We start from the raw sequence: 23,852 nt of genomic DNA, 5'->3' as shown, positions 1-23,852 counted from the left end.
CGTATAGAAAAACGATACAAATCAGCAGCGATTTGTATCGTTTTTTTATGGGCACCAGAATAATTGTGAAGCCGTGGTAAAGGTAATATCAAAGGGGCGTTGCCCCATTTCCTCGCCATCTTCTTGTCCATGTTGAGGAACGGTGGAGATGATTCTCAGCTTCGAAGTGGAAAGATGGTGAAAGTAACGTGAATTCATGTGTTTCTTTCGCATCAGTAAGCCGATCAGCCAAAAAATCTTAAAAAGCGACACACGTTCGACAAGAACGAAATCAAACTTTTTCTCTTTGACTGAAGCAGTTGGGGCAATCGCCACACCGCCGCCAAAGTAAGGATGATTGGTCGTGGTACATAAAAAAGCTTTTTTGTAACTGAACTGCTGCCCATTGCACTCAACTAAGATCGGGAAGCCTTTTTGGCGAAACAAAACCCGAATAATTGCAGCGATATAGGAAAAGGAGCCAAGATTAAACTTATTTAGATTGCTTTTTGCCACAGAGTGATTGGTGGTATAGACGATTGCCGCATCAAGACCAATCCCGACATTGTTAAGGGCAATGCCATTTTCTTCTTGGATCTGCTCCTCATAACGGATAATGGTCAATTCTTGAGGTTTAGTAGTACCAGCAATTTTCCAAAATGCTTTTTCTGGTTCCCGCGGCAACTCAATACTCCGAGCAAAATCATTTCCTGAACCAGCAGGGATATAGGCAACGGGGATTTGTTGTTGTTCAAGTTGTAACTCTGATACTACTTGGTGCAACGTTCCATCACCGCCGATAACCACCAATAATGGATAAAGCATCTCGCCATTTTCTAAATAGACCTCATCCCAAGGAATGAGGCGTTCTTTTAAGAGTTTTCGTGTGATCGTTCGTTCATCACCTGGAGACTTTGTTACATAGACTTGATGGGGGAAACGATGTTTTTTTACGATTTTTTGCACACGTTCCACCGCTTTTTTTCCTCGTCCACTGCCTGAGGCAGGGTTCACGAGGAAGTGATAATAATAGTTCATTTTATGAATAGCTCCATATCGTTTTTTCGTTCAATGCGATTAATTATAGCATGTTTCGACAGAAGGAGGGGGGACGATGCCTGAAAAAAAGAGCAAAAAAATAGATTCGACGATTGTGCATTCTAGGTTCTCAAAGGTTCTTATGTCCACTTTGATCCTCAGGTAACGATGCCCATCGCCGAATCCTATTCAATTAGTAAGGAGTAACTCAAATTCCCACATCCTTTGTCTTTTATTCTAAGTTGACAACAATTCTTTTCTTGCAGAACCTGCTTCGTCTGCTTTACTGGGAATCCTTGCTCCTTACACTTACAGTATAGCAGGTTTTCCTGTTTTAGCAATCGCTTACAATATTTACTTTGTGCTTTTTAGAGAATTTTAAACTTTCTAAAGGAAAGGTAAAAAAAAGCAAAATCGATGGACAAACGATTTTGCTTTTAAAGTTTACGGCTCGAGCAGCCACGAAAGACTATTTTTTGGGATTTTTCACGAATGTTAAAAGTAAAATTGGAATCACCAAAAATATAATCGCATTATTGATTATCAGCACATCTGAATTACTAAAATTTAATGGATTATTTTGCCAAGTTTGAATCATAAATCCCAGTAAATTATGAGTGTGAGCAATATAAAACAGAGCAGAAGTGCCTATCACATTTAAAATAATCGCGATAATGCTTAAGATTCGTACCAGTTTGATTAGTACTTTTTTCATCGCATTTCTCCTTTAATTATGGCTGCATTTCTGGTAAATTACCGAAAGCTTCTGTTAGTTTTACAGAGTCCTCCAAAATATCCATATAGATATCGTAATAGGCCCAGCCGTCACCTAAATCAGCAGCTTCAATTGCTTCTGTAGTCGTTTGTAATTCTCTCATCAAATCAGTATAATTGCGCATGATAGAGGTGTAGGCTGTTAAGTCATACGTGTCAGGATTCGCAATATAACCCTCCACTTCTGCAATCATTTCAGCGTACGTATCGGATAATTTTTCAATTTGTACTTCTAAATCGTCAGCAGATACTTGATTCGCTTCGCTGTCAGTTTCTTCTTCAGAACTTTCACTGATGTCGGCATCAGAATCATCAGTTTCGTCTGAATCATCTATCTCTTCATCATCTTCAGATGGCGCCGTCGTGGTTTCTGTTGTTTGTTGTGAGGATTCGACAGTATCACTTTCCGCGTCTTCACTCGAGCAGCCAGCCATAAATAAGGCCGTTACCAACACAAATCCAAATAGAGTCTTTTTCATTTGTTTATCCCCTTTGTTCAAAGAAAACGATAATTTCTTTTTATAATTTTCGATGAATTAGTATTTTTGTATTGTAAAAAAAGAACGGTTACCATTCTTTCCTAATACTCTATCTATTTTACATTTAAGCACTTCTTAAATAAAGAAATATTCCTATTTTTAATCATTGTTTAACAATTTATACGTGACAATGTGGTTAAATTTGAATAAATTTGCGCTTTCATCGATGGGAGGACTATCAAGATAGCTGATTTTTGTTGTTTTGTAGTATTAAAACAATCATAATATATCTAACTATTTTTTTATTAATATTTCTTCCGTTTTACTTGTTAAAAAAATGCGATAGGAGTAAATTAAAGGTGTAAAAACTTATTTTAGGAGGAATTAGGATGTGTACTGCGCTAACGTATGTAACGAAGGATCATTATTTTGGCAGAAATTTTGATTACGATGTTTCTTATAAAGAAGTGGTGACCATTACTCCGAGAAATTACCAATTGAAATTTCGCAAAGTAAGTGAAATAAATCACCATTATGCGATGATCGGGATTGCTGCTGGAGTCGCTGAATACCCACTCTATTATGATGCGGTCAACGAAAAAGGCTTAGGTATCGCTGGTTTGAATTTTCCAGAAAATGCTGTATACAATGAGTTCCAAGAGGGGAAAGAAAATGTCACGCCTTTTGAATTCATCCCATGGTTACTAGGACAATGCGCTACCGTGGAAGAGGCAAAAGCCCTGTTGGCGAAGGTTAATCTGGTAAAAATCAATTTTAGTGAAGAACTACCATTATCACCATTGCATTGGGTGATTGCTGATAAAAAGAGTGCCATCGTTGTTGAGAGTATGAGTGATGGTCTTCATATTCATGAAAATCCGGTCGGGGTCTTAACGAATAATCCGCCATTTGACTACCAGTTATTCAATTTGAATAACTACCGTGTGTTATCATCGAAAACACCAGAAACGCATTTTTCTGACAAGCTGGATTTTGATGAGTACAGTCGTGGAATGGGGGGCTTAGGTCTGCCAGGAGATCTTTCTTCGATGTCTCGTTTTGTCAAAGCGGCATTTACCCGATTGAATTCCGTTTCTGGAGAATCTGAATCCGAAAGCATTAGTCAGTTTTTCCATATTCTAGGTTCTGTCGAACAGCAAAAAGGACTATGTGATACTGGAAATGAAAACTATGAATACACGATTTATACTTCTTGCTGCAATACAGACAAAGGGATCTATTACTATCGTACGTATGAAAATAGTCAGATCGTTGCAGTCGATATGAATAAAGAAGATTTGGAAGGCAATGTACCGATCGCTTATCCATTAGTTGAAGACCAACAAGTATTTTTCAGTAATTGATCCATTTTTAAAACCCCATCTCAATGCCGTTTTGAGATGGGGTTCTTTTTCTGCTTTGTTTCAAACCGAATCGCTCTGACTCGGTGTTGCCTTCGTTTGTGCAGTGCGTTTATTGGGGAATGGAAAAAAGCGATTTACCAGTATGGCGATCGTCATGCCTATGAAGCTGTCAATAATCCGGTTAAAGGCATACAAGTATGATTCAGTTTGAGGAATCATAAATAAAATCGTCAATAGTGTGGCACAGGCGCCAACTGTTCCCTCGGAGTAATCAAATTTGACCAATAAAGCGATCATCAACATGATCACTAAAGGGATCGCAATGATTTGTATAACGGAGGAATGTCCGAAAAAGTTAAATATCGCAATACAAAACACGGAAGCGATTGCGCCAAAGCTGTTGCCGGCAATCCGATGTTTCCCGTATTTGACAGTGTTTTCATGGTCTTCTCGTAATGTGAAAACAGCTGTGATCGTCGATACAACATACGTTTCACGATTCAAAAGAAAACTAATCAAAATACATAGAAATACACTAATGCCAGTTTTTACATTTCTTAAGCCAAAGGTCAATCCAAATAATTTCAATCATGCCATCCTCTCAAAACAATTTCAACGAAATAGATTATACCATATCGCAAGCACTCATATTTTAGATTTTCAGAAAAATGAACAACGATTCTTTCATCGTGCGTTGAGAGGTACATTCTACCAGTAGTCGAAAAGCTAGTTTTATCCTATGCACTTATCAACTTTGAGTATTGAAAGGAATACAATAAGTAAACCTAACTTAAAATGAATTGATTTTCGCATTCCTCGTTTAAAGCTCCTTTCCATGAGCGATCCTTCTTTTGATTTTTCAGTCCTGTTATCATTTATATAAGTTGTTTTGATAAAAAACTACTTATTGTTTATAAAAAGTTTGTTTTTTAGATATTATATTGAGATAATCAAAAATAAGGAGGGGATAAAATGAAAAAAGTTTCTGTATTACTTGTTTTCTTACTTGGTTTTGTTGTTTTTCCAGTGACAGTTTTCGCTGCTTCTTCACCGAGTGTGAGCTATCAAACGAATGTCCAGTCTCAAGGGTGGCAATCATGGAAAACAAACGCTCAGACGTCAGGGACTACAGGAAAAGGGAAGCGACTTGAAGCAATCAAAATAAAAATTACAAACGAAAAATATAAAGGAAGTATTGAATATAAAACATCCATTCAGAAACAAGGATGGGAAAAATCTTTTAGAAAAAATGGTGCGCTATCTGGTACGAGCGGTAAGGGGCAGCGTTTGGAAGCGATCCAAATCAAACTTACCGGTGAGATCGCTAAGTATTATGATGTCTATTATCGAGTCAATGCACAACAATTTGGCTGGATGGGCTGGGCAAAAAACGGCCAGTCCTCAGGAACTTCTGGCTTTGGCTTTCAATTGGAAGCAATTCAGATCAAGCTGGTAAAAAAAGGTGGGAAAGCACCTGGAACGACGAATAATGGCTTTCGAGATGGACGAAAAAAATATGTAGATAAACGGGGCAAAGGGTTGATCAAAGGGTCAAAACAAAAGATTTATCACCTGCCGGGCAGTCAATACTATAAGAAAACGACCAGTCCGATTCGTATGTTCAAGACAGAGGTGGAAGCTTACAAAGCGGGCTTTCGACCTGCTAAATAGAGAAGGACTCAGTCAATGTGTACACAATCGGGCACTTGAAACTGGTTCGATCACTATAAACAATTCCTTCCCCTCAGCGGGAAAGGAGTTTTTTTATTCCATAGTATTTTTATGCTAGATATGAGGATTCACAAAGTAAGTTTACTGGCTGCCCGCTTTATAGGCTGATCCTTTTTTTAGCGAGGTGTCAGCACAAAGCTACCATCTTCATCGTTCATTCCCTCAATAAATGTAAAAATAATATTTTTACCATCTCTTTCAAGGAAGAAGTAGGACATCTCAGTTTCATATTCTGGATCTTGCATCACTAGCTGATTGTCTTCAAGGGTATAGTTGTAGGTATACTCGAATTCTTCCCAGACTACCCCGTCAAAAGCTACTCCAAGCTCTTCCAGTTCATCATCTTCTTCTGATTGTAGCGAGCTATTATCGGTACCAATAGTAAGATTCGTTTCACTAAATGTGGCTGTCATCACTGCATACTCACCATCATCATCATCTATCTCAATAAGCCAGTCATTTTTTTGTAAGTCTTCTTTTGTGATATTTTCATTACCATTACCATTTCCACAACCAACAGCTATGACCATCAGAAGGAGAGTTGTTAAGTTTATCGCTATTTTTTTCATTATTACACCTTTTCATCCTTTTACTTTTGTTTATTTGAGTATATTGTAACATATTTATTGCGTACCTCTTTAAAGTAAAAAAATATGATTATCCATCACGTGATTTGCGACATCGATTACAAGTGCTTCTCTCCCTTCTTTTTTTAGTTTTCTATCTGAAAGATCAGCATGACTAGCGGTACTTTTTTATTAGTAAGCGTAGGCTTTGTAAGAGTATTTCTCATTGAGTTTGCTTTCCAAAAGTATGCCTTTTATTGGAAGCCAAAAAGAAAAGCTACCTCATGAGCCGTGACTAGCTTGTTTAAGTAGAATAAAGAAGCACTGAATGAATGGCAATCGCTGAGAAACTTGACTTAAAAAAAGCTTTTAAGGTGATTTAGAAAAGGATTTGGCTGGTTTAACATTGATATATGGCTATTAATGTGTATAATAAGTACTTGTGCGAAGCGCACCGCGGTTCATCAACCATCCCGCGTAATCAAAACTCGGAGAAAGTAGGGATCAAATGGAAAAATCAACAAATCTAACCAATCAACGTTTGCGTGTCGTCGCAGCCAATGGGATCATTATGGCACTTTATGTTGCTGTAACGGTTCTGGTCGCACCAGTCGCCTCAGGAGCGATTCAATTCAGAATATCTGAAGGGTTGAATCACTTAGTCGTTTTCAACAGAAAATTGATGTGGGGTGTCGTCGGTGGGGTCGTTGTGTATAACTTGTTCTTTGGAATGGGGATCTTGGATGTCGTATTCGGCGGTTTCGGAAGCTTTTTAGCCTTAGGAGCAACTGCCTTGGTACATAAGAAGATTCCAAATGTTTTCTTAAGACTCGCATTTAATACAATTGTTTTTTCATTAAGCATGTTCCTGATTGCGATTATGCTAAACATCACCTTAGCATTACCTTTCTGGCCAACCTTTGCAACAACGGCATTGAGTGAATTTATCGTGATGACGATCACTGCACCTGTGATGTATATCATCAATCGTGCCGTTCGTTTCGATAAACGCGTTTAAAAAAAAATCTTGTTTTTTGCTTTGATGGTTCTCAAAAAACAAGAAAAAAGATCATTCCTTTCTTTCTTAGGAATGATCTTTTATTTTATTCTGCTTTTAGGTCTTCGATCTCCACAACTTTGAAATTTTTTGCTTCCAGTTGAGAAACGATCTTGTCGCATAATTCTTTTGATGTGTTCGCTGGTAAAGTGATCATCGTACGACGGATAAATTCATCTTTACCGATATCCAGTGTGATACAGCTGGCAATACTGCTGTATTTTGCGATTATTTTTGCGATGACTGCTAAGTCGCCTTGTTGACCAGTTGATGCGATCGTCAACACATAGCTTCCTTGCTCAACACTCCATGACTGTGACAACATGTTCAACAAAGAACTGTGTGTCAAGATGCCATAAAATTGATTGTTTTCATCTAATACAGCAATATAAGGCAATTCTTTGATCGTGAAGAAAACGTTAAAGAAAGAAGAATTGACATAAATAAATTTGGTCGCATTTTTTAGTAGATAAGTGACTGGCAAAGTCATGTCGCCGCCGTTTGCTTTGTGGCGATAAATGTGCATTTTATAAATATTTCCTCTGAAAATCTTGCCTGATTCATCTAGGATAGGCACACAACGATAACCAGATTCTTCCAAAATTGCCAGTGCTTCTTCTAAAGTAGCTGTTTCTTTTACCGTTGTTAAATCGCGTTTTTTGTAAACCATTGTTTTTAATAACATAATTTTCCCTCCCAAATACCCATTTAACACCATTATCATACCACAAAATTAGAAGAAACTATATTTTTACGACAGAAAATCAAAAATTGACACATTCTTAAATAAATGGTATTTTTAGTGTTGGAAAACTTTATAAAAAGGGGGAGGACACTAAGATGGCAACAAAAAAAGCTGCTTTGGCTTGTTCTGTCTGCGGATCCCGCAACTATTCAAAATCAGTCAGTGAAGGTAAAAAAGGCGAACGCCTTGAAATCAACAAATTTTGCAAGTATTGTAATCAATATACGTTGCATCGTGAAACGAAGTAAGGAGGGAATCAAATGAAATTTTTGAAAAATGTTGTTGAAGAAATGAAAAACGTTTCTTGGCCATCAAAAAAGCAATTACGTAAAGATACCTTTGTGGTGATTCAAACAACCATTATTTTTGCATTGATGTTCTTTGTGATGGACACACTGATTCAAACAGTCTTCAATTGGATCCTAAAGTAAGACTTCTTACTGATAGCGCTAGTCATTTATCGCAAATCATGCTATAATCGCTTTGAGGAAAAACTTCGGTGCAGCTGAGGTTTTTTTATTTTACAAAAAGATGGGGAGTCCGAAAAAAATGGAATCTTTTGAAAAAAATTGGTATGTACTGCATACGTATTCTGGCTATGAAAACAAAGTAAAAGCGAACCTAGAGTCACGTGCACAAAGCATGGGTATGGGTGATTATATTTTCCGTGTCGTCGTTCCCGAAGAAGTAGAAACAGAAGAAAAAAACGGCAAAACCAAAGAAATCGTTCATAAAACATTTCCTGGCTATGTATTAGTTGAAATGGTCATGACGGATGAATCCTGGTACGTTGTACGTAATACTCCTGGGGTAACAGGTTTCGTTGGTTCCCATGGTGCAGGAAGCAAGCCAGCGCCCTTATTACAAGAAGAAATCAATTCAATTTTACGTTCGATCGGTATGAGCACTCGGACGGTTGAACTGGAAGTAGAAATTGGCGAAACCGTCAAAATCATCGAAGGTGCGTTTTCTGGTCTAGAAGGACAAGTAGCAGAAATCGATGAAGAAAAACAAAAACTAAAAGTGAACATCGATATGTTCGGTCGTGAAACGAGTACAGAACTTGATTTTGAGCAAGTAGATAAGATTTAACTACTGGATTCACTAGCAAGAATGACTCTTTTACGGTAAAATAACAGTAATGAGAATAAAGTGGACCAATTCGTTGGCCCACTTTTTTTCTCAAAATCAGTAAGCGCTTTATAAGAGGAAGGGGTCCTATGTCAAAACTAGTCACTTTTTTTAGAGTAAAGTTTCACAATGATTTTCATCCCCCTGGTAAAGGGATGATCTCTGTACATAATGGATATAGCTTGTTATTTCTTTTCAATTTGCTGCTATTTTTCTTTGCTATGTTGTTTTTTGATCCAATGGTGGCAATCGAAGAGCTCAAGTTGATTTTGTTTTCGGAAAGTCATTTAGTCACCGATTATATTGCCATGACCTCGGTAGGGACGGCTTTGTTAAATAGCAGTCTGATGACCTTTGTAGCGATCTCGATTTGCTATCACTATCGGGTACCGATCACGGGCGGTGCAGTCTCTGCGATCTTCATGGTGACTGGCTATGGTTTTTTTGGAAAAAATCTCCTGAATTTTATCCCAATATTTTTAGGCGTTCGACTGTATTCGTATTTTATGAACGAACCATTGAAAAAATTTCTGTTGATCGCCCTCTATGGGTCATCGGTTTCCCCAATCGTCAGCTATTTTGCTTTCAATGATTCCTTGCCACCATACTTTAGTCTAGTGATGGGGTATGGCATTGGGATCTTCACCGGTTTTTTGATGGTTCCTATGGCCTTATACTTTCAAGCGCTGTTTCAAAGCGTCAGTCTATACAGTGCGGGATTTACTTCAGGGATGCTATGTACACTGGTCGCTGCCATCTGCCGAATGTTTGGCTTGACGATCGAGCTAAGAACATTAGTATCTCAAGAGCAGCAACCTCGATTGATTTTTATGATGCTAGTTTTAGGAGGGGTATTCGTCGGCTATGGCTTGTTGATGGCGATCAAGAAAAAACGATTGAATATGCGAGCGATTTGGTCGCATAGTGGCAAAATCGAGCGAGATATTTTAAGGGATACTGGCGTTTGTAATACGATGATCAATATGGGGTTAATGACATTCTTGTTAGTGGCTTACGTTGTCAGTATTGGAGCGGTTTTAAATGGACCAGTTATCGGTGCGATCTTTTGTGTCATCGGCTTTTCTGCTTGTGGTTCTCATGTGTTTAACTCGCTGCCTTTATTGGCAGGGGTGACGATCGCCAATCTATTGAGCGTATACACCATCAACGAGACGGTTACAGTCACGTCAGCGATTTTTGCGATGATGCTCTGTGCAGTAACGAATGCCTATGGCTGGAAAGGCGGCTTGGTGGTCGGTTTTGTCCACGCCTCAATGGTACTGAATATTGATTTCTTACATGGAGGTTTGAATCTGTATAACAATGGTTTTTCTGGCGGGCTCGTCGCCATGATGATCATTCCCTTATTGGATCTCAGCAAACAGCTCTGGCAAAAATCAGCCGATCAGGCACAAGCTACCCAGGAAGAAAAACCACAAATGGACTTGAAAGCACAAAAAAGCGAGCAGCCATTGGTCCCAATGGATCAAAGAGAAGGAAAACCTAAATTTTCCGAGCCTGTGAAGGTATTAAAACCCGTTGCCCAAAAGAAACACTATAGGTTAGGCGAGTGGGAGTAGAAAAATCGCCAATGTCATTTGTTACTTGTTTAACAAGTGTGGATTACTTGTCTTTTCGTCGCTGGAAATCATGGGAAAATGAAAACCAACCAAGAACAAGCAACGATTGGTTGTTCTTGGTTGGTTTTTATTCGTGTTCGTTTCTAAAAAAATCAACGATTGGCTTCTAAGATTTCTGCCTGCAAGCGTTGGGCAGTCGGTGTCATGGCTAGACCGCCTTCAGCCGTTTCCTTGAAAATGCTAGGCATTTGGCGACCGACTTGATACATCGCTAAGACCACTTCATCAGGTGGGATAACACTTTCGATTCCTGCCAGTGCCATGTCGGCAGAGATAAAGGCTTGGGAAGATCCCAGGGCATTGCGCTTCACGCATGGGACTTCGACTAAGCCCGCGACAGGGTCACAAATCAAGCCCATCATATTTTTGAGGGTGATCGCCACCGCTTGAGCCGCTTGGTGAGGGGTGCCACCTTTTGCACAAACCAAAGCTGCCGCTGCCATTGCGCTAGCAGAACCGATCTCCGCTTGACAACCGCCTTCGGCTCCAGAAATCGAGGCATTGTTGGCAATCACTAGACCAAAGGCGCCGGCTGTAAACAAAAAGTCGACTTGTTGCGCTCGAGTCAGTGCCAAACGTTCACGTACGGCCATCAAGACACCAGAAACAACACCCGCACTACCGGCAGTCGGTGTTGCACAGATCAAGCCCATTTTCGCATTGACTTCGTTGACTGCAATGGCATTTTGGACCGCTTGTAGAATGGTTTCTCCGCTTAAAAAATCACCGGCAGCAAGGTAGTCGTTCATGCGTGTCGCATCGCCGCCGGTCAATCCCGTCACCGATTTTACACCAGCGACACCTTCAGCGACTGATTGTTCCATAACAACTAAATTCTTTTCCATGATTGCAAGGATCTGTTCGCGACTACGGCCAGTATTTTCAGCTTCGATCGCAATCATCATCTCTGCAACGGAAGGATAATTTTTACTCTCTGTTACTAATTCTTCTATTGTATAGAACATGTGCCTTTTCTCCTTTAATCAAAATACGCAGCGCTGTAAACGTGTGGCAAAACTTTGATTTGTTGCGCCAGCTGATCATTGCGCTGATCGACTTCGATGATCATGATTGCTTTATCACCAACAGCTTCTCTTGTTACGGTCATCGTACCGATATTGATTTGAGCCTCTGATAGTAAATTGGTTACTTTTGCAATCATTCCTGGAACATCTTGATGAACGATCACATAAGTTGGCGTACCCAGCGTCAGAGAAATTTTGAAGCCGTTAAGCTCTGAGATTTGAATATTGCCACCACCGATCGAGATACCAGTGACAGAAAGTTTGTGGCTACCTTTTGTCAAAATCATCTTGACCATATTTGGATGTTCCGCTTTTTCTTTTTTAGGAACGAATAGGACTTCGATCCCTTTCTCATAAGCGATTTTTAAAGAGTCTGCTAGGCGAGCATCATCTGGCTCCATGCCTAAAAGACCGCCAACTAACGCAATATCGGTTCCATGACCGCGATAGGTTTTGGCAAACGATTCATACAAAAGGATATCAACACTGTCTGGCTGTTCACCAAAAATACTGCGAACGATTTTTCCGATCCGAGCCGCACCGGCTGTATGAGAACTGCTGGGACCCACCATGATGGGACCGATTATATCAAATACACTGCGGTATTTTAATTGTTCCATTTTTTTCACCTCGATAGTAGTAAACGAATAGGGAAGAATTCCAGTAGTAGTGTAGCATAAAAAAATGAGAGAATGAAAAAAGCAGACCAAAAGCAAGGGATTTTTATTTATTTTTTTATCAAAGGAATGACGAAAAGCGATGGTGAGTATTTTTTCAAAAAAATATGCTGAAAAACCTTGAATTATTCCTTAAAGATGCTATAATATTCCAGTGTGCTTTCGTCACACGTTTTTTGTGTGTGCACATGAATCACCAAAGTGGGAGGAGAAATTTGGATCTCCAATTAACCACATCACGGACTCAAGGAGGTATGTCTCGTGGCAAAAAAAGTAGAAAAAATCGTTAAATTGCAAATTCCTGCAGGTAAAGCAACACCAGCTCCGCCGGTAGGTCCTGCGCTAGGTCAAGCGGGTATCAACATCATGGGATTCACTAAAGAATTCAATGCTCGTACAGCTGATCAAGCAGGTTTGATCATTCCAGTAGTGATCTCTGTATACGAAGACCGTTCATTTACTTTCGTTACAAAAACACCACCAGCAGCAGTATTGTTGAAAAAAGCAGCAAACGTTGAAAAAGGTTCAGGTGAACCAAACAAAACAAAAGTTGCAAAAGTTTCACGCGATCAAGTAAAAGAAATCGCTGAATTGAAAATGGAAGACCTAAACGCAGCTGACGTTGAAGCAGCAATGCGCATGGTTGAAGGAACTGCACGAAGCATGGGGATCACTGTAGAATAATTACAGCCCTAAGGAAGTAGCTTCTCAGTCGGCTTCATATTGAAAAATATGGGACACGTGGGAGGTTCTACCGTTATAACCACATCAAGGAGGAAACAAAATGGCTAAAAAAAGCAAAAAAATGCAAGAAGCATTGAAAAAAGTTGATGCTACAAAAGCTTATTCAGTTGAAGAAGCAGTAGCTTTGGCAAAAGAAACAAATATTGCAAAATTCGACGCAACGGTTGAAGTTGCTTACAAATTAAATGTAGACCCTAAAAAAGCGGATCAACAAATCCGTGGCGCGGTTGTATTACCAAACGGTACTGGTAAAACACAAACAGTTTTAGTTTTTGCTAAAGGCGATAAAGCCAAAGAAGCAGAAGCAGCTGGTGCTGATTTCGTTGGTGACGACGATATGGTTCAAAAAATCCAAGGTGGCTGGTTCGATTTTGACGTTGTTGTTGCAACGCCTGACATGATGGCTACTGTTGGTAAATTAGGTCGTGTGTTAGGCCCTAAAGGTTTGATGCCTAACCCTAAAACTGGTACAGTAACAATGGACGTAACAAAAGCAGTTAACGAAGTTAAAGCTGGTAAAGTAACTTACCGTGTTGACAAAGCTGGAAACATCCACGTACCAATCGGAAAAGTTTCATTTGAAGATGACAAATTAATCGAAAACTTCAAAACAATCCATGAAACATTGTTGAAAGCTAAACCTTCAGCAGCAAAAGGTCAATACATGAAAAATATCTCAGTTACAACAACATTTGGACCTGGGATCCATGTAGAACAAGCTTCTTTCTAATTTAATAAAAAAATTTAAAACTTTTATTGACTTGACTGCCTTATCTATGGTAAGGTAGTCAAGGTTAAAAGTTTAACTGTACCGAAGACAGTAGGTGGCATTTGCCTTAATTCCCTACCGAGGACGTTTATTGAGACCCTTCAATAGTCCCTCTATGTCTACGGTGGCATAGAGTTTTTTATTGTCTTTTTTTAAGACAAAGGAACCGTTCGTTTCGAAGAAACTCTTCCATCAAAATCAGGAGGTGAAATATAAATGAGTGAAGCAGCTATCGCTAAAAAATCCGCGATCGTTGATGAAGTGAGTGAAAAATTCTCTGCAGCCGCATCTGTAGTCGTTGTTGACTACCGTGGACTAACTGTTGATGAAGTAACTCGCTTACGTAAACAATTGCGTGATGCAAACGTTGAGATGAAAGTTATCAAAAACTCAATTCTTTCTCGTGCTGCTGAAAAAGCTGGTCTAGAAGGTTTAGGTGAAGTATTCACTGGTCCTACTGCCGTAGCATTCAGTAACGAAGACGTTGTTGCACCTGCAAAAATCATTAACGATTTCGCAAAAGACGCAAAAGCTTTAGAAATCAAAGGCGGTATCATCGAAGGCAAAGTTTCTTCATTGGAAGAAATTACTGCATTGGCGAAATTGCCAAACCGCGAAGGACTTCTTTCTATGTTGCTATCTGTGCTACAAGCACCTATCCGCAACGTGGCTTACGCTGTCAAAGCAGTGGCAGAAAAAGAAGAAGATGCAGCATAATTGCCGCATGATTTTTCAGTATTAAAAAACTAAACTACTTACTTAAATGGAGGAAAACAAAATGGCATTGAACATTGAAAACATTGTCGAAGAGCTAAAAGGCGCGACAATCTTAGAATTAAACGATTTAATTAAAGCTATCGAAGAAGAATTTGGCGTATCTGCTGCAGCTCCTGTAGCTGTAGCTGGTGGAGCTGGCGATGCTGGTGCTGCTGAAGAACAAACTGAATTCACTGTAGAATTGACTGCAGCTGGCGATCAAAAAGTTAAAGTTATCAAAGCAGTTCGTGAAGCAACTGGCTTAGGCTTGAAAGAAGCGAAAGCAGTCGTTGACGGAGCTCCTTCAGCAGTTAAAGAAGGCATCTCTAAAGACGAAGCTGAAGCATTGAAAGCAGCTTTAGAAGAAGTTGGCGCTTCAGTAACAGTTAAATAATTTTTCTTAGTGTCAAATCCTTTTGTATGAAGGGATTTGGCGCTTTTTTTTGTAAATGAAATTCCTGCAAAAGGAATAAGCAGCGATCCCCGTTTCTTACTAGCGAGGATCACTGCTTATTTTTTTCGGAATTGTTGGAATAGGAACACAAAAATAAAAAAGAAAAATGCTTCCCACAATGTTGTGGTCCAGCTAAAGCTGCGGTTGATACCAAAAACGAGATTACCGATATTGGAAACCACCAAATACAATGCTGTTGCAAGCAAAGAATAGCCGAGTCGTTTACCCATCATTACGCCTCCCTTTGCTATGATTGTAACAAGTCGAAAGAGTTGTGGCAATCAATTCTCTCCTGATGGAAAGGAATTGGTTGGCGGAAAGAGAATAAAACGAACGATCACAGTGGACCGTTCGTTTTATAATGGTCTATGGGTGTGGCTATTTCAATGGGACATCAAAGATCCAACCTGTTGGGGCCGCAATATCTCCAAATTGAATGCCGGTCAATTGATCATACAATGCTTTTGTTTGTGGACCAACTTCCGTTTCACTATAGAACACATGAAAATCCTCACCGTTTTGGATCCCGCCGATTGGGGAGATAACAGCAGCTGTTCCGCAGGCACCCGCTTCGACAAACCGATCCAGCTCATTGAGATAAACATCGCCTTCAACAGGGGTCAATCCTAATGAGTGTTGCGCTAGATGCAGCAATGAATATTTTGTGATACTTGGCAAAATAGAAGGAGATTTTGGTGTCACAAATTCATTGTCAGCCGTGATTCCGAAAAAGTTAGCAGAACCGACTTCTTCGATTTTGGTATGCGTTTCTGGATCCAGATAGATGCAGTCGGAAAATTTCCGCTGATGGGCTTCGTATCCAGGCAACAAACTCGCAGCATAATTTCCACCAACTTTGGCTGCGCCAGTACCATTTGGTGCCGCGCGATCATAATCAGAAACAATGAAATTGGTCGGTGTCAATCCGCCCTTAAAGTAAGGACCGACAGGCATACAAAAAACCGTAAAAATATACTCTGGTGCTGGACTGACACCGATGTTTTCTCCGACCCCAATCAATAGAGGACGAATATACAAGGTGGCGCCGCTGCCATAAGGTGGAACATATTCCTGATTTGCTTTTACTACTTGTTTTACCGCATCTAAGAAAAAGTCCTCAGGAACCTCTGGCATGCGCAGGCGATAGGCACTGCGATTCATCCGTTTGCTATTTTCGTCTGGACGGAACAAATTGATGCCGCCATCTTTTCTTCGGTAGGCTTTTAGTCCTTCAAAACATTGTTGTCCATAATGAAGAGCGGTTGATCCCTCGTGGATATGCAGATAATTATCCTCGGTAAGTTCGCCTTCATTCCAAGAACCGTCTTTCCATGTTGCCAAAAAACGCCATGGCGTCTTGATATAAGAAAACCCTAAATTTGACCAATCGATTGTCATTCGTTCACACCCTTTTTTAATTTTTCTAAGTATAGCACTTCAGAAAAGAAATGTCATTATTTTCTGAAAATTCTTCTGTAAGAATAGTTGGTGACATTGACGTGTAAAGGATAGGGAAGTGCTCTTTGCTTGTACGAGTTCCCCAGTTTGTTTTTCTACAAGTTCTGTGCTTCAATGAGAGTATAAAAAAACAAAAAAGGGGGAACGTTTGTGATTGAGGAAGTGTTGACGGACAGTCTGGGAATCGCTGCTGCGTATCGACGATTGAAACCAATCATGATCCATACACCACTTGCACCAAGTAATATTTTAGGCAAAGAAAAAGAGGGCGCGATATTTTTGAAATTAGAAAATCTACAGCGTACCGGCTCCTTTAAAGCGCGGGGGGCGTATAACAAGCTCGCTTCATTGACTGATGCAGAAAAGCTTCGCGGTGTCATCGCATGTTCTGCAGGAAATCATGCGCAAGGTGTTGCTCTCGCAGGATCGTTACTGGGGATCAATGTCCGAATCTTTATGCCATTAACGGCTGCTAAAACAAAAATAGAGGCGACAAGAAGCTATGGCGCACAAGTCGTTTTAGCAGGAGAGACGTTTGATGAAACCAAACAACTGACAGTAGACGCCATGAAAGAAAGTGGCGAAGTTTTTGTCTCTCCCTTTGATGATCGTGCAGTAATGGAGGGGCAAGGAACGATTGCGATCGAACTGTTAGAGGATCTTCCAGATGTTGATAATGTCATTATTCCCATCGGCGGTGGTGGGTTGATCGCTGGGATGGCTTTAGCCTTAAAAGAACTTCGTCCAGAAGTCAAAATCATCGGCGTTCAATCCTATGGCGTTTATGGTATGATCGCATCGATCTGGCAGCAAAAGCTGGTAGCCAATCGCCGCAGTAGAACGATCGCCGACGGCTGTGATGTCGCTTTGGCAGGGGAGCTGACCTATGATGTTTTAAAGACCCGTATCGATGAAACGGTCTTAGTTGAAGAATCCGACATCGAACAAGCGATCCATTACTTGGCTTTGAAGGAAAAAGTCATTGCAGAAGGTGCTGGTGCATTAAGTACAGCGGCGATTTTAAGCGGACAGATCGATCATTTACTTCGAGGAAAGAAAACTGTGGCTTTGGTCTCCGGTGGCAATATTGATTTCTCTGTGTTTAAGGAAATAATTTGAATAAAAAGCATACTCAAGTAAAATCGATGAGGTTCATTTGAAATTATCAAAAGGATCTCTATATCATTACCTGCGATAGGGTCAAAATCATTGTGACGATAGCTAAAGGATCTTGTCGATTCATGGTATGAATAGCAGCAAAAAAAAGAGTTCCCGTTTGAAGGAACTCTTTTTTACATTCAAAACAACTATTTAACGATTAGAAACTGCGTCCGCCGCCGCCGAAAGTACCGCCGCCAGAAGAGTGGGTCGTACTGCCGCCTCCGCCGCCAGAAAAACCGCCACCACCGCCGCCTCCGCTATTATCCGAAGGACGGGGGATGCGTCTGGTTGTGACAAAGGAGTTGACTAAGCGATCTTCTTTTTGAGTCAGATCAATACTTGATTTTTCTAGATAGTTAAATTTGTAGCCGCCCATTTTTAATTGATAACGGGATTTAACAATGATGAAAAAGGCGATACTGATCACTGCTGCGATCGCTAAGCAAATAGCAATTTCTAGTGGCGTCATCACTTTGTAATAAGTAATTTTTCCAGTATCACGATCGATACGATAGTGATCGGCAGGAACACCTGCTTCCACAAAACCAGCTGCTTTTTGCAGATAGACCAATGCCGCTTGGTAATAATTTCCCTCTGCCATCTGGTCAAATACCGCATCAAGAAGATTGTCTAGACGTGGATCGGTGAGGTAATCGATCATATTTCCAGAAGTCGAAACGTGAAATTTACGTTGCGACATATCGATCACCAAAGCGGATCCGTTGTTGTCGTTGCCGATTCGTCTCGAAAGATACCGATTAGTATACAACTCGATATCTCCCGTGTTGCTGTTCGTTGTTTGAATAAACACTTCGCCTTTGATTTTCGCATTCAGCGCTTCTGCTTCTTCATTTAACTTCTGGATTTCTTGTTCGGTAAAAAGTCCAGCGTGGTCTGCGACTGTCTCTTCGGTTGCAAAGGCGGGCAGGGTGGTGAAGAAAAAGCCAACCAGCAGAAGCAACAAATAAGATAGTTTTTTCATAAGAAATACGCTCCAATCAATGCGAGGATGGTCGTTGCCGCGAAAATTGCGCCACTGACGATTCCCAAGCGTTTGTAACTGATCGGTAAAACACCGCTGACTTTTCCTGTTTGCCCATTCATCGCATAATAAAAGGCACTCTTGTTTTCATCATCGGCTCGATAGGTCACTAGCCATACAGGAAGCAAAACGTAATTGTTTTCTTCTTTTGTTAGATTGATGGATCGATTGTTGCGTTTAAAACTAGTATAGCCATTGACGGTACCTGCTAGCAGGTTTTCAGCATACCCCGATAATTCGTTTTTGACTTCGTCGGAAAGATCAATGTATTCAATGTCTCTTTTTTCTGCTTGGAAGCCGGCTAAATACTGACTGCGAAAATTAACAGCTTTTTCAAGGGGAAACGGCTGAACGCCAGTTACCATTTTTTGTTGGACGTTTTTTGACAGCGCATGCTTGAGCAATTCATTCACCTTGATTTTTCCTCGTCGCAAGACATCGTATTGTTTGTGTTCAGTATATTCAATATCACCAACGCGCCAAATACGCAAGGAGGTACCCATTCCTGAGAGGGAGCCGTTCATCTCGGCATCGACGACCCAATAAGGGAAGTATACGCCAGTCAATTTCTCTACTTGTGCTTGGTCGAAGAAATCCCGTGGGACGAATTTTTTCTTTTGCGCCCATTCTAAAAACTTTTGCGTTGCTTCTTCTTTTTCGATCGCAAAGGGAAGGACTTTGTTTGGCAAAAATTCTCCCGAAAGCCGTCCAGATAAAACGACCGGGTTATGGCAAAAGTAGCAATAGGTTGCGGCCGTCGTTGCATCCGTCACGATTTCAGCACCGCAGCTGGGGCAGGTGAAAAGGTCCATCTGTCCCGCTTGTGCATTGGCTTGTTGCTGCACTTCTTCTTCAAGGCTCGGCTCCGTCACTGAGGCAGCCGTGGCATCTACAGAAGAATCAGCGGCCATTTGCGCTTCTTTTTGCTTTTCTTCAAAGGCAGTGACTTCGTCTTCAGTAAAAATACTCAGACAAAATGGACAATGAAATTTTTGATCGCCAGGATCAAAGGTTAAAGCGCCCCCGCAATTGGGGCACTTATGTGTGATAACATCCATCAGCAATCCTCCTCAATTAGTCTACTGGGACACCTTTGAAAGGTTTGCCGCAATTCGGACAGAATTTTGGAATGCCGTTGGCTAAATCGATCACTTCACCACAATCGCTGCATTTCATTTTCAGACTTGGTCCATCGCTCGTTGGTTTAGGCGTGCCGCAATTGCTGCAGAATTTACCAGTATTAGATGTGCCGCATTGTGGGCAGTCCCAATGATCTGCGTTGCTTTGTGCAGGTGCTTGTTGCTGCTGCATCTGCTGTTGGTTGTTTTGTGACGCTTGGTTCAAATAACCGCCACCAGCGTTCATCCCCATGCCCATGCCAACAAACCCAGTCGTAGCGCCAGCGGCATTGCTACCGGCAGATTCCATACCACGAGCTACCGAACCTTGAACATAGCCTTCACGAATCGAAGGGTCGCCTAACATTGCCCCTTGGTTCCGCATGTTGATCAATTTTACGGAATCATCCGTATAAGAGATGCTTGCGACGGCAACCGAAACGATTTCCATTCCTCGGAGTTCTCGCCAGCTGTCATCAAGAACTGTTCCCATATATTTGCTTAATTCCATGCTCTTAGATGGAACGTAAGAAATTCGTTCGCCATCAGCCGACATTTTGTTGATCGCTGTTTGTAGGGCGGTCAAAAATTCAGCTAAGTACTGCTCGTTGATGTCGTTGATATCGACTTGACTTTTGTTTTTTGGGATCGCATTCGTATAGAACAAAATTGGATCGGTAATTCGTAAGGAATAGTTTCCGTGCGCCCGCAAGAAAAGTTCTGCGTTGTAAAAGTTGTCAAAATAATTCAAAGGCGAGGAAGTACCGAAGCGAATCCCTTTGATTTCTTGTAGATTGATATAAAAAACTTGTTGTTTTTGCGGTGTAACGCCACCAAACTTAAAGCGGTCAAACGTTTCAGAAATCGCATCTTTCAATGAACCGTTTAACATTGAAGGCGCTAATTCGTTTTTCACTGTATAGTAGCCTTCTTCGGCGGTATAATCGATGATTCGCCCGGCATCAACCAATAACATCATCATATTCGGATAGACATGGATCACTGAGCCATCAGTGATGACATCTTCCGTGCCTTTTCTGTTGGAACCGCGTTTGTCATTACGCCGCACTTTGACACCTTTTGTCATTACTGTCGAATCGCTCATATTGTCAGGCTCGATCACCTCTAGCCATTGATCTGCTAATCCGCCGCCAATTGCGCTTGTTGCCGCTTTGATAATACCCATTTTCAGTCCTCCTTTAAATTGTTTTCATCACAATAGATGAACATAGATTCATTATACCATAGGAGGTGAGATTTACGTTATCAGTCTAAAGTTGGAGAGGAGTTTTTCGCAAAATCCATCAATAAACGGTTCTTTAGAAGGTGGATTTGAATAAAAGAGACAAATTGGAGATTGCGGATTAAATTTCCATTTCTTTTGAGATTCCCCCACGCAAACGGTGGTTTTTTTGGCTGATATTACGTATAATAGAAGGTAGCGAATTTTGAAATGAGTGTGGAAAACTATGGCTTATCAAGCATTATATCGTGTTTGGCGTTCTCAGCGTTTTGATGATGTTGTCGGACAAAAAGCAATTACCCAAACCTTAAAAAATGCAATCGATCAAAACCAGATCTCGCATGCCTATTTATTTACGGGTCCTCGAGGAACCGGGAAAACAAGTGCAGCGAAAATTTTTGCCAAATCCATCAATTGTCCGAACCAGGTCAACGGTGAGCCTTGCAATGAGTGCGATATGTGTCGCTCAATCACAGCAGGGACGCAAGAAGACGTGATCGAAATCGATGCGGCAAGCAACAACGGTGTAGAAGAAATTCGCTTTATTCGTGATCGTGCGAACTATGCACCGACCCAAGCTGAATACAAAGTTTATATCATTGATGAAGTGCACATGCTGTCAACAGGCGCATTCAACGCTTTACTAAAAACATTGGAAGAACCACGGAAAAATGTTGTCTTTATTTTGGCAACAACAGAGCCCCATAAGATTCCAGCAACGATCATTTCTCGAACCCAACGTTTTGATTTCAAACGGATCAATACGCAAGATATCGTGGGTCATTTAGAAACGGTCCTTACTACTAGTGAGATCAATTACGAAGCAGAAGCTTTACAGATCATTGCGCGAGCCGCAGAAGGCGGTATGCGGGATGCCTTGAGTATCACCGACCAGGCGATCGCTTTTAGTGATGGAACCGTAACGACCCAAGATGCTCTTGAAGTGACGGGCAGCTTGTCCTATGAAATGATGGACCGTCTGATGCAAGCTTGCGGGGAAAAAGAAGTTGCCGATGCGTTAGCGACCTTGCGGGAGTTATTAGCCTCTGGTAAAGAAGCCCGACGTTTATTGGAAAACTTGTTGGTTTATTGTCGAGACTTGCTGATGTATCAACAAGCGCCGCAGCTGCTATCTGAAAAGTCGCTGCAATTGACTGAAGCGTTTCAAACGCTGGCAAAAAATACCCCGCCAGCAAAAATCTATCACTGGATCACGGTCTTAAACGATACGCAAAATGAAGTACGATTTACGAACAATCCTACGATCTATCTGGAAGTGGCTGTGGTCAAATTAGCCAATGATCCAGAAAGTGCTGCTGTTGCTAGCAATTCAGCTGATAATAGTCAAGAAGTGGCGCAGTTACGGCAAGCATTGCAAAAACTTCAGGCAGAGGTGCAACGACTGCAGGAGAATCGACCGGCAGGTGCCGTTGCGGAAACCACTGCGCCAGTGAAGAAAGCCAAGGCGACCACTACGTTCCGTTTACCAAAGGAACGCGTGTTCCAAGTACTGAAAAGTGCAACGAAGAAAGACTTGGCAAACGTTCGCAATGTTTGGGACGATCTTTTGATGTCTCTTTCCGTGACGCAAAGAGCGATGCTGCATTCCAGTGAAGCAAAAGCTGCCAGCGAATCGGGCGTCGTGATCGCTTTTGACTATGAGATCTTATGCCAGCGAGCAAGTAACGACCAAGAGTTTCAATTGATGATCCATAATCAATTGTCTCGCATGATCAAAGACTACGCCCCACAGGCTGTGTTTATCACAAAAGAAAGTTGGCCAGCACTACGGCAAGAGTTTTTGGCCGGCGGTCAAGCAACGGCAGATTCGGAAATTGAAGTAGACCAAGAAGAGACCGAAGCCGCTCCTGTCGAACCTGAAAATGACGACTTAGTAACAAAAGCGCAAGAGTTATTTGGTGAATTAACCAGCATTGAAGAAAATTAATGAAAATGGAGTGATTGATAATGATGCGAGGCATGGGAAATATGCAAGGCATGATGAAACAAATGCAAAAAATGCAAAAAGAAATGATGAAAGAACAAGAAGCGCTGAACAGCAAACAATTTATCGGCGAATCGACAAATGGCTATGTCAAAGCGACCTTTACTGGCGATAAAACATTACAAGACATTACTATCAATGAAGCGATCGTTGATGCTGACGATGTGGAAATGCTGCAAGATATGATCATTTTAGCTGTCAATGACGGATTGAAGAAAATTGAAAAAGAATCGGAACAAACGATGGGCAAATATACAAGAAACATTCCGGGTCTATAAAAGGAGAAATGACGGTGCAATATCCTGAACCGATCGCCCGATTGATCGACAGTTACATGAAACTGCCGGGAATCGGACAAAAAACCGCGACACGTTTGGCATTTTATACAATCGATATGAAAGAAGAAGTCGTCAATGAGTTTGCCAAATCGTTGCTTAGTGTCAAACGAGATTTGCACTTTTGCAGTATTTGCGGAAATATAACTGAAGAAGATCCTTGTGAGATCTGTAGTGATCCAACAAGAGACAAAGAAACGATTTTAGTGGTTGAAGAGCCTAAAGATGTCATGGCACTAGAAAAAGTCCGGGAGTATCATGGACTTTATCATGTGCTACATGGCGTGTTATCCCCGATGGAAGGGACAGGTCCAGAAGATATCAACATTGCATCGCTGATACAGCGGCTGCATGATGATCAGGTCAAAGAAGTGATTATTGCGACCAATGCGACCACGGAAGGTGAAGCAACGGCGATGTATATGTCACGTTTGATCAAGCCTGCTGGTATTAAAGTCACGCGTTTGGCTCATGGCTTATCTGTGGGCAGCGATATTGAATACGCGGATGAAGTGACCTTGCTAAAAGCAGTAGAAGGTCGCCGAGAATTATAAAGATATT

The 23,852-nt window shown here is 41.1% G+C and carries 28 protein-coding genes and 1 other annotated feature; of the genes, 15 read left to right on the top strand and 13 right to left on the bottom strand.

Annotated elements, in window-relative coordinates:
- Nucleotides 1-45: 45 nt before the first annotated feature.
- The 3 genes from ACI3E5_RS11685 to ACI3E5_RS11675 form a co-directional block, all read right to left on the bottom strand.
- Nucleotides 46-1,017 (bottom strand): diacylglycerol/lipid kinase family protein, encoded by a 972-nt coding sequence (locus ACI3E5_RS11685; protein ID WP_015509963.1) that lies wholly within the window; start codon nucleotides 1,015-1,017, stop codon nucleotides 46-48.
- A gap of 469 nt (nucleotides 1,018-1,486) precedes the next feature.
- Nucleotides 1,487-1,732, bottom strand: a complete 246-nt coding sequence (locus tag ACI3E5_RS11680) for a hypothetical protein (RefSeq protein WP_015509962.1) — start codon at nucleotides 1,730-1,732, stop codon at nucleotides 1,487-1,489.
- Nucleotides 1,733-1,748: 16 nt separating this feature from the next.
- Nucleotides 1,749-2,270, bottom strand: a complete 522-nt coding sequence (locus tag ACI3E5_RS11675; RefSeq protein WP_325844972.1) for a hypothetical protein — start codon at nucleotides 2,268-2,270, stop codon at nucleotides 1,749-1,751.
- Between the two features lie 389 nt (nucleotides 2,271-2,659).
- On the opposite strand from ACI3E5_RS11675, the gene bsh reads away from it, so the two are divergent.
- On the top strand, nucleotides 2,660-3,634 hold the full coding sequence (bsh, locus tag ACI3E5_RS11670; protein ID WP_325844973.1) for a choloylglycine hydrolase: 975 nt from the start codon (nucleotides 2,660-2,662) through the stop codon (nucleotides 3,632-3,634).
- 60 nt (nucleotides 3,635-3,694) lie between these two features.
- Here bsh and ACI3E5_RS11665 read toward each other — a convergent pair whose 3' ends face one another.
- Complete coding sequence (locus ACI3E5_RS11665; protein WP_074535165.1) at nucleotides 3,695-4,222, bottom strand: FUSC family protein; 528 nt, start codon at nucleotides 4,220-4,222, stop codon at nucleotides 3,695-3,697.
- A gap of 384 nt (nucleotides 4,223-4,606) precedes the next feature.
- On the opposite strand from ACI3E5_RS11665, the gene ACI3E5_RS11660 reads away from it, so the two are divergent.
- Nucleotides 4,607-5,305 carry a sunset domain-containing protein gene (locus tag ACI3E5_RS11660; protein WP_270288077.1) on the top strand — a complete coding sequence of 233 codons (699 nt, stop codon included), beginning with the start codon at nucleotides 4,607-4,609 and terminating at the stop codon, nucleotides 5,303-5,305.
- Between the two features lie 176 nt (nucleotides 5,306-5,481).
- Here ACI3E5_RS11660 and ACI3E5_RS11655 read toward each other — a convergent pair whose 3' ends face one another.
- Nucleotides 5,482-5,934, bottom strand: a complete 453-nt coding sequence (locus tag ACI3E5_RS11655; protein WP_074932913.1) for a hypothetical protein — start codon at nucleotides 5,932-5,934, stop codon at nucleotides 5,482-5,484.
- A 505-nt stretch (nucleotides 5,935-6,439) separates the two neighbouring features.
- Here ACI3E5_RS11655 and ACI3E5_RS11650 point away from each other — a divergent pair.
- Nucleotides 6,440-6,949, top strand: a complete 510-nt coding sequence (locus ACI3E5_RS11650) for a QueT transporter family protein (protein ID WP_005229760.1) — start codon at nucleotides 6,440-6,442, stop codon at nucleotides 6,947-6,949.
- 85 nt (nucleotides 6,950-7,034) lie between these two features.
- Here ACI3E5_RS11650 and cbpA read toward each other — a convergent pair whose 3' ends face one another.
- The gene (cbpA, locus tag ACI3E5_RS11645; RefSeq protein ID WP_005229762.1) at nucleotides 7,035-7,673 is read right to left on the bottom strand and encodes a cyclic di-AMP binding protein CbpA; all 639 of its coding nucleotides are present in this window, start codon (nucleotides 7,671-7,673) and stop codon (nucleotides 7,035-7,037) included.
- A gap of 155 nt (nucleotides 7,674-7,828) precedes the next feature.
- Between cbpA and rpmG the strand changes: the two genes are divergently transcribed.
- From rpmG to ACI3E5_RS11625, 4 genes are all read left to right on the top strand, one after another.
- Nucleotides 7,829-7,981 carry a 50S ribosomal protein L33 gene (gene rpmG / locus ACI3E5_RS11640; RefSeq protein ID WP_005229764.1) on the top strand — a complete coding sequence of 51 codons (153 nt, stop codon included), beginning with the start codon at nucleotides 7,829-7,831 and terminating at the stop codon, nucleotides 7,979-7,981.
- Nucleotides 7,982-7,993: 12 nt separating this feature from the next.
- On the top strand, nucleotides 7,994-8,164 hold the full coding sequence (gene secE, locus ACI3E5_RS11635; RefSeq protein ID WP_005229766.1) for a preprotein translocase subunit SecE: 171 nt from the start codon (nucleotides 7,994-7,996) through the stop codon (nucleotides 8,162-8,164).
- Between the two features lie 118 nt (nucleotides 8,165-8,282).
- Nucleotides 8,283-8,825, top strand: coding sequence for a transcription termination/antitermination protein NusG (gene nusG / locus ACI3E5_RS11630; RefSeq protein ID WP_005229769.1), 543 nt, complete (start codon nucleotides 8,283-8,285; stop codon nucleotides 8,823-8,825).
- Nucleotides 8,826-8,953: 128 nt separating this feature from the next.
- On the top strand, nucleotides 8,954-10,444 hold the full coding sequence (locus ACI3E5_RS11625) for a DUF1576 domain-containing protein (RefSeq protein WP_325844976.1): 1,491 nt from the start codon (nucleotides 8,954-8,956) through the stop codon (nucleotides 10,442-10,444).
- Nucleotides 10,445-10,596: 152 nt separating this feature from the next.
- Here ACI3E5_RS11625 and sdaAA read toward each other — a convergent pair whose 3' ends face one another.
- Together sdaAA and sdaAB are read right to left on the bottom strand one after the other, a co-directional pair.
- Nucleotides 10,597-11,469 (bottom strand): L-serine ammonia-lyase, iron-sulfur-dependent, subunit alpha, encoded by an 873-nt coding sequence (gene sdaAA / locus ACI3E5_RS11620; RefSeq protein WP_010749448.1) that lies wholly within the window; start codon nucleotides 11,467-11,469, stop codon nucleotides 10,597-10,599.
- 14 nt (nucleotides 11,470-11,483) lie between these two features.
- Nucleotides 11,484-12,149: an L-serine ammonia-lyase, iron-sulfur-dependent subunit beta gene (gene sdaAB, locus ACI3E5_RS11615; RefSeq protein WP_005229781.1), complete on the bottom strand. Its 666-nt coding sequence runs from the start codon at nucleotides 12,147-12,149 to the stop codon at nucleotides 11,484-11,486.
- A gap of 318 nt (nucleotides 12,150-12,467) precedes the next feature.
- On the opposite strand from sdaAB, the gene rplK reads away from it, so the two are divergent.
- The 4 genes from rplK (at nucleotide 12,468) to rplL (ending at nucleotide 14,869) form a co-directional block, all read left to right on the top strand.
- The gene (gene rplK, locus ACI3E5_RS11610; protein ID WP_005229787.1) at nucleotides 12,468-12,890 is read left to right on the top strand and encodes a 50S ribosomal protein L11; all 423 of its coding nucleotides are present in this window, start codon (nucleotides 12,468-12,470) and stop codon (nucleotides 12,888-12,890) included.
- A gap of 100 nt (nucleotides 12,891-12,990) precedes the next feature.
- Entirely contained in the window at nucleotides 12,991-13,680 is a 690-nt protein-coding gene (rplA, locus tag ACI3E5_RS11605; protein WP_005229790.1) for a 50S ribosomal protein L1, read from the top strand.
- Nucleotides 13,681-13,743: 63 nt separating this feature from the next.
- Nucleotides 13,744-13,870: a sequence feature (ribosomal protein L10 leader region), on the top strand.
- Between the two features lie 65 nt (nucleotides 13,871-13,935).
- On the top strand, nucleotides 13,936-14,436 hold the full coding sequence (gene rplJ, locus ACI3E5_RS11600) for a 50S ribosomal protein L10 (protein ID WP_016610861.1): 501 nt from the start codon (nucleotides 13,936-13,938) through the stop codon (nucleotides 14,434-14,436).
- 61 nt (nucleotides 14,437-14,497) lie between these two features.
- A complete protein-coding gene (gene rplL, locus ACI3E5_RS11595; RefSeq protein WP_003127081.1) occupies nucleotides 14,498-14,869 on the top strand; it encodes a 50S ribosomal protein L7/L12 in 372 nt (123 codons plus the stop codon).
- Nucleotides 14,870-14,985: 116 nt separating this feature from the next.
- Here rplL and ACI3E5_RS11590 read toward each other — a convergent pair whose 3' ends face one another.
- The gene (locus tag ACI3E5_RS11590) at nucleotides 14,986-15,159 is read right to left on the bottom strand and encodes a hypothetical protein (protein WP_005231922.1); all 174 of its coding nucleotides are present in this window, start codon (nucleotides 15,157-15,159) and stop codon (nucleotides 14,986-14,988) included.
- 148 nt (nucleotides 15,160-15,307) lie between these two features.
- Nucleotides 15,308-16,327, bottom strand: a complete 1,020-nt coding sequence (locus ACI3E5_RS11585; RefSeq protein WP_005229799.1) for a branched-chain amino acid aminotransferase — start codon at nucleotides 16,325-16,327, stop codon at nucleotides 15,308-15,310.
- 210 nt (nucleotides 16,328-16,537) lie between these two features.
- Between ACI3E5_RS11585 and ACI3E5_RS11580 the strand changes: the two genes are divergently transcribed.
- Nucleotides 16,538-17,506, top strand: a complete 969-nt coding sequence (locus ACI3E5_RS11580) for a pyridoxal-phosphate dependent enzyme (RefSeq protein WP_087627667.1) — start codon at nucleotides 16,538-16,540, stop codon at nucleotides 17,504-17,506.
- Nucleotides 17,507-17,705: 199 nt separating this feature from the next.
- Here ACI3E5_RS11580 and ACI3E5_RS11575 read toward each other — a convergent pair whose 3' ends face one another.
- The 3 genes from ACI3E5_RS11575 to ACI3E5_RS11565 are packed head-to-tail and all read right to left on the bottom strand — an operon-like array spanning nucleotide 17,706 to nucleotide 20,894.
- Nucleotides 17,706-18,530 carry a TPM domain-containing protein gene (locus tag ACI3E5_RS11575; protein ID WP_325844977.1) on the bottom strand — a complete coding sequence of 275 codons (825 nt, stop codon included), beginning with the start codon at nucleotides 18,528-18,530 and terminating at the stop codon, nucleotides 17,706-17,708.
- A complete protein-coding gene (locus ACI3E5_RS11570; RefSeq protein ID WP_015509952.1) occupies nucleotides 18,527-19,648 on the bottom strand; it encodes a TFIIB-type zinc ribbon-containing protein in 1,122 nt (373 codons plus the stop codon). Before ACI3E5_RS11570 ends, ACI3E5_RS11575 begins: the two co-directional genes overlap by 4 nt.
- 16 nt (nucleotides 19,649-19,664) lie before the next feature.
- Nucleotides 19,665-20,894 (bottom strand): SPFH domain-containing protein, encoded by a 1,230-nt coding sequence (locus tag ACI3E5_RS11565; protein ID WP_498821728.1) that lies wholly within the window; start codon nucleotides 20,892-20,894, stop codon nucleotides 19,665-19,667.
- 283 nt (nucleotides 20,895-21,177) lie between these two features.
- Here ACI3E5_RS11565 and dnaX point away from each other — a divergent pair, with 283 nt between their 5' ends.
- Genes dnaX through recR form a run of 3 tightly spaced genes read left to right on the top strand, consistent with a single transcriptional unit; the run spans nucleotide 21,178 to nucleotide 23,845 of the window.
- Entirely contained in the window at nucleotides 21,178-22,899 is a 1,722-nt protein-coding gene (dnaX, locus tag ACI3E5_RS11560; protein WP_498821726.1) for a DNA polymerase III subunit gamma/tau, read from the top strand.
- 20 nt (nucleotides 22,900-22,919) lie between these two features.
- Nucleotides 22,920-23,234: a YbaB/EbfC family nucleoid-associated protein gene (locus tag ACI3E5_RS11555; RefSeq protein WP_005229811.1), complete on the top strand. Its 315-nt coding sequence runs from the start codon at nucleotides 22,920-22,922 to the stop codon at nucleotides 23,232-23,234.
- A 14-nt stretch (nucleotides 23,235-23,248) separates the two neighbouring features.
- Nucleotides 23,249-23,845, top strand: a complete 597-nt coding sequence (gene recR / locus ACI3E5_RS11550; protein WP_005229813.1) for a recombination mediator RecR — start codon at nucleotides 23,249-23,251, stop codon at nucleotides 23,843-23,845.
- Nucleotides 23,846-23,852 lie beyond the last annotated feature (7 nt).

The organism is Candidatus Enterococcus avicola (assembly GCF_047470845.1).
Taxonomy (GTDB): Bacteria; Bacillota; Bacilli; order Lactobacillales; family Enterococcaceae; genus Enterococcus_D; species Enterococcus_D casseliflavus.
The sequence above is the reverse complement of the archived record's forward strand: the minus strand, read 5'-3'. Positions and strand labels throughout refer to the sequence as shown.

Bases quoted from the DNA above. Each gene is read 5' to 3' on its own strand.
- ACI3E5_RS11685 (WP_015509963.1), bottom strand. From the start codon at position 1,017: ATGAACTATTATTATCACTTCCTCGTGAACCCTGCCTCAGGCAGTGGA.
- ACI3E5_RS11680 (WP_015509962.1), bottom strand. From the start codon at position 1,732: ATGAAAAAAGTACTAATCAAACTGGTACGAATCTTAAGCATTATCGCG.
- ACI3E5_RS11675 (WP_325844972.1), bottom strand. From the start codon at position 2,270: ATGAAAAAGACTCTATTTGGATTTGTGTTGGTAACGGCCTTATTTATG.
- bsh (WP_325844973.1), top strand. From the start codon at position 2,660: ATGTGTACTGCGCTAACGTATGTAACGAAGGATCATTATTTTGGCAGA.
- ACI3E5_RS11660 (WP_270288077.1), top strand. From the start codon at position 4,607: ATGAAAAAAGTTTCTGTATTACTTGTTTTCTTACTTGGTTTTGTTGTT.
- ACI3E5_RS11655 (WP_074932913.1), bottom strand. From the start codon at position 5,934: ATGAAAAAAATAGCGATAAACTTAACAACTCTCCTTCTGATGGTCATA.
- ACI3E5_RS11650 (WP_005229760.1), top strand. From the start codon at position 6,440: ATGGAAAAATCAACAAATCTAACCAATCAACGTTTGCGTGTCGTCGCA.
- cbpA (WP_005229762.1), bottom strand. From the start codon at position 7,673: ATGTTATTAAAAACAATGGTTTACAAAAAACGCGATTTAACAACGGTA.
- rpmG (WP_005229764.1), top strand. From the start codon at position 7,829: ATGGCAACAAAAAAAGCTGCTTTGGCTTGTTCTGTCTGCGGATCCCGC.
- secE (WP_005229766.1), top strand. From the start codon at position 7,994: ATGAAATTTTTGAAAAATGTTGTTGAAGAAATGAAAAACGTTTCTTGG.
- nusG (WP_005229769.1), top strand. From the start codon at position 8,283: ATGGAATCTTTTGAAAAAAATTGGTATGTACTGCATACGTATTCTGGC.
- ACI3E5_RS11625 (WP_325844976.1), top strand. From the start codon at position 8,954: ATGTCAAAACTAGTCACTTTTTTTAGAGTAAAGTTTCACAATGATTTT.
- sdaAA (WP_010749448.1), bottom strand. From the start codon at position 11,469: ATGTTCTATACAATAGAAGAATTAGTAACAGAGAGTAAAAATTATCCT.
- sdaAB (WP_005229781.1), bottom strand. From the start codon at position 12,149: ATGGAACAATTAAAATACCGCAGTGTATTTGATATAATCGGTCCCATC.
- rplA (WP_005229790.1), top strand. From the start codon at position 12,991: ATGGCTAAAAAAAGCAAAAAAATGCAAGAAGCATTGAAAAAAGTTGAT.
- rplJ (WP_016610861.1), top strand. From the start codon at position 13,936: ATGAGTGAAGCAGCTATCGCTAAAAAATCCGCGATCGTTGATGAAGTG.
- rplL (WP_003127081.1), top strand. From the start codon at position 14,498: ATGGCATTGAACATTGAAAACATTGTCGAAGAGCTAAAAGGCGCGACA.
- ACI3E5_RS11590 (WP_005231922.1), bottom strand. From the start codon at position 15,159: ATGGGTAAACGACTCGGCTATTCTTTGCTTGCAACAGCATTGTATTTG.
- ACI3E5_RS11585 (WP_005229799.1), bottom strand. From the start codon at position 16,327: ATGACAATCGATTGGTCAAATTTAGGGTTTTCTTATATCAAGACGCCA.
- ACI3E5_RS11575 (WP_325844977.1), bottom strand. From the start codon at position 18,530: ATGAAAAAACTATCTTATTTGTTGCTTCTGCTGGTTGGCTTTTTCTTC.
- ACI3E5_RS11570 (WP_015509952.1), bottom strand. From the start codon at position 19,648: ATGGATGTTATCACACATAAGTGCCCCAATTGCGGGGGCGCTTTAACC.
- ACI3E5_RS11565 (WP_498821728.1), bottom strand. From the start codon at position 20,894: ATGGGTATTATCAAAGCGGCAACAAGCGCAATTGGCGGCGGATTAGCA.
- dnaX (WP_498821726.1), top strand. From the start codon at position 21,178: ATGGCTTATCAAGCATTATATCGTGTTTGGCGTTCTCAGCGTTTTGAT.
- ACI3E5_RS11555 (WP_005229811.1), top strand. From the start codon at position 22,920: ATGATGCGAGGCATGGGAAATATGCAAGGCATGATGAAACAAATGCAA.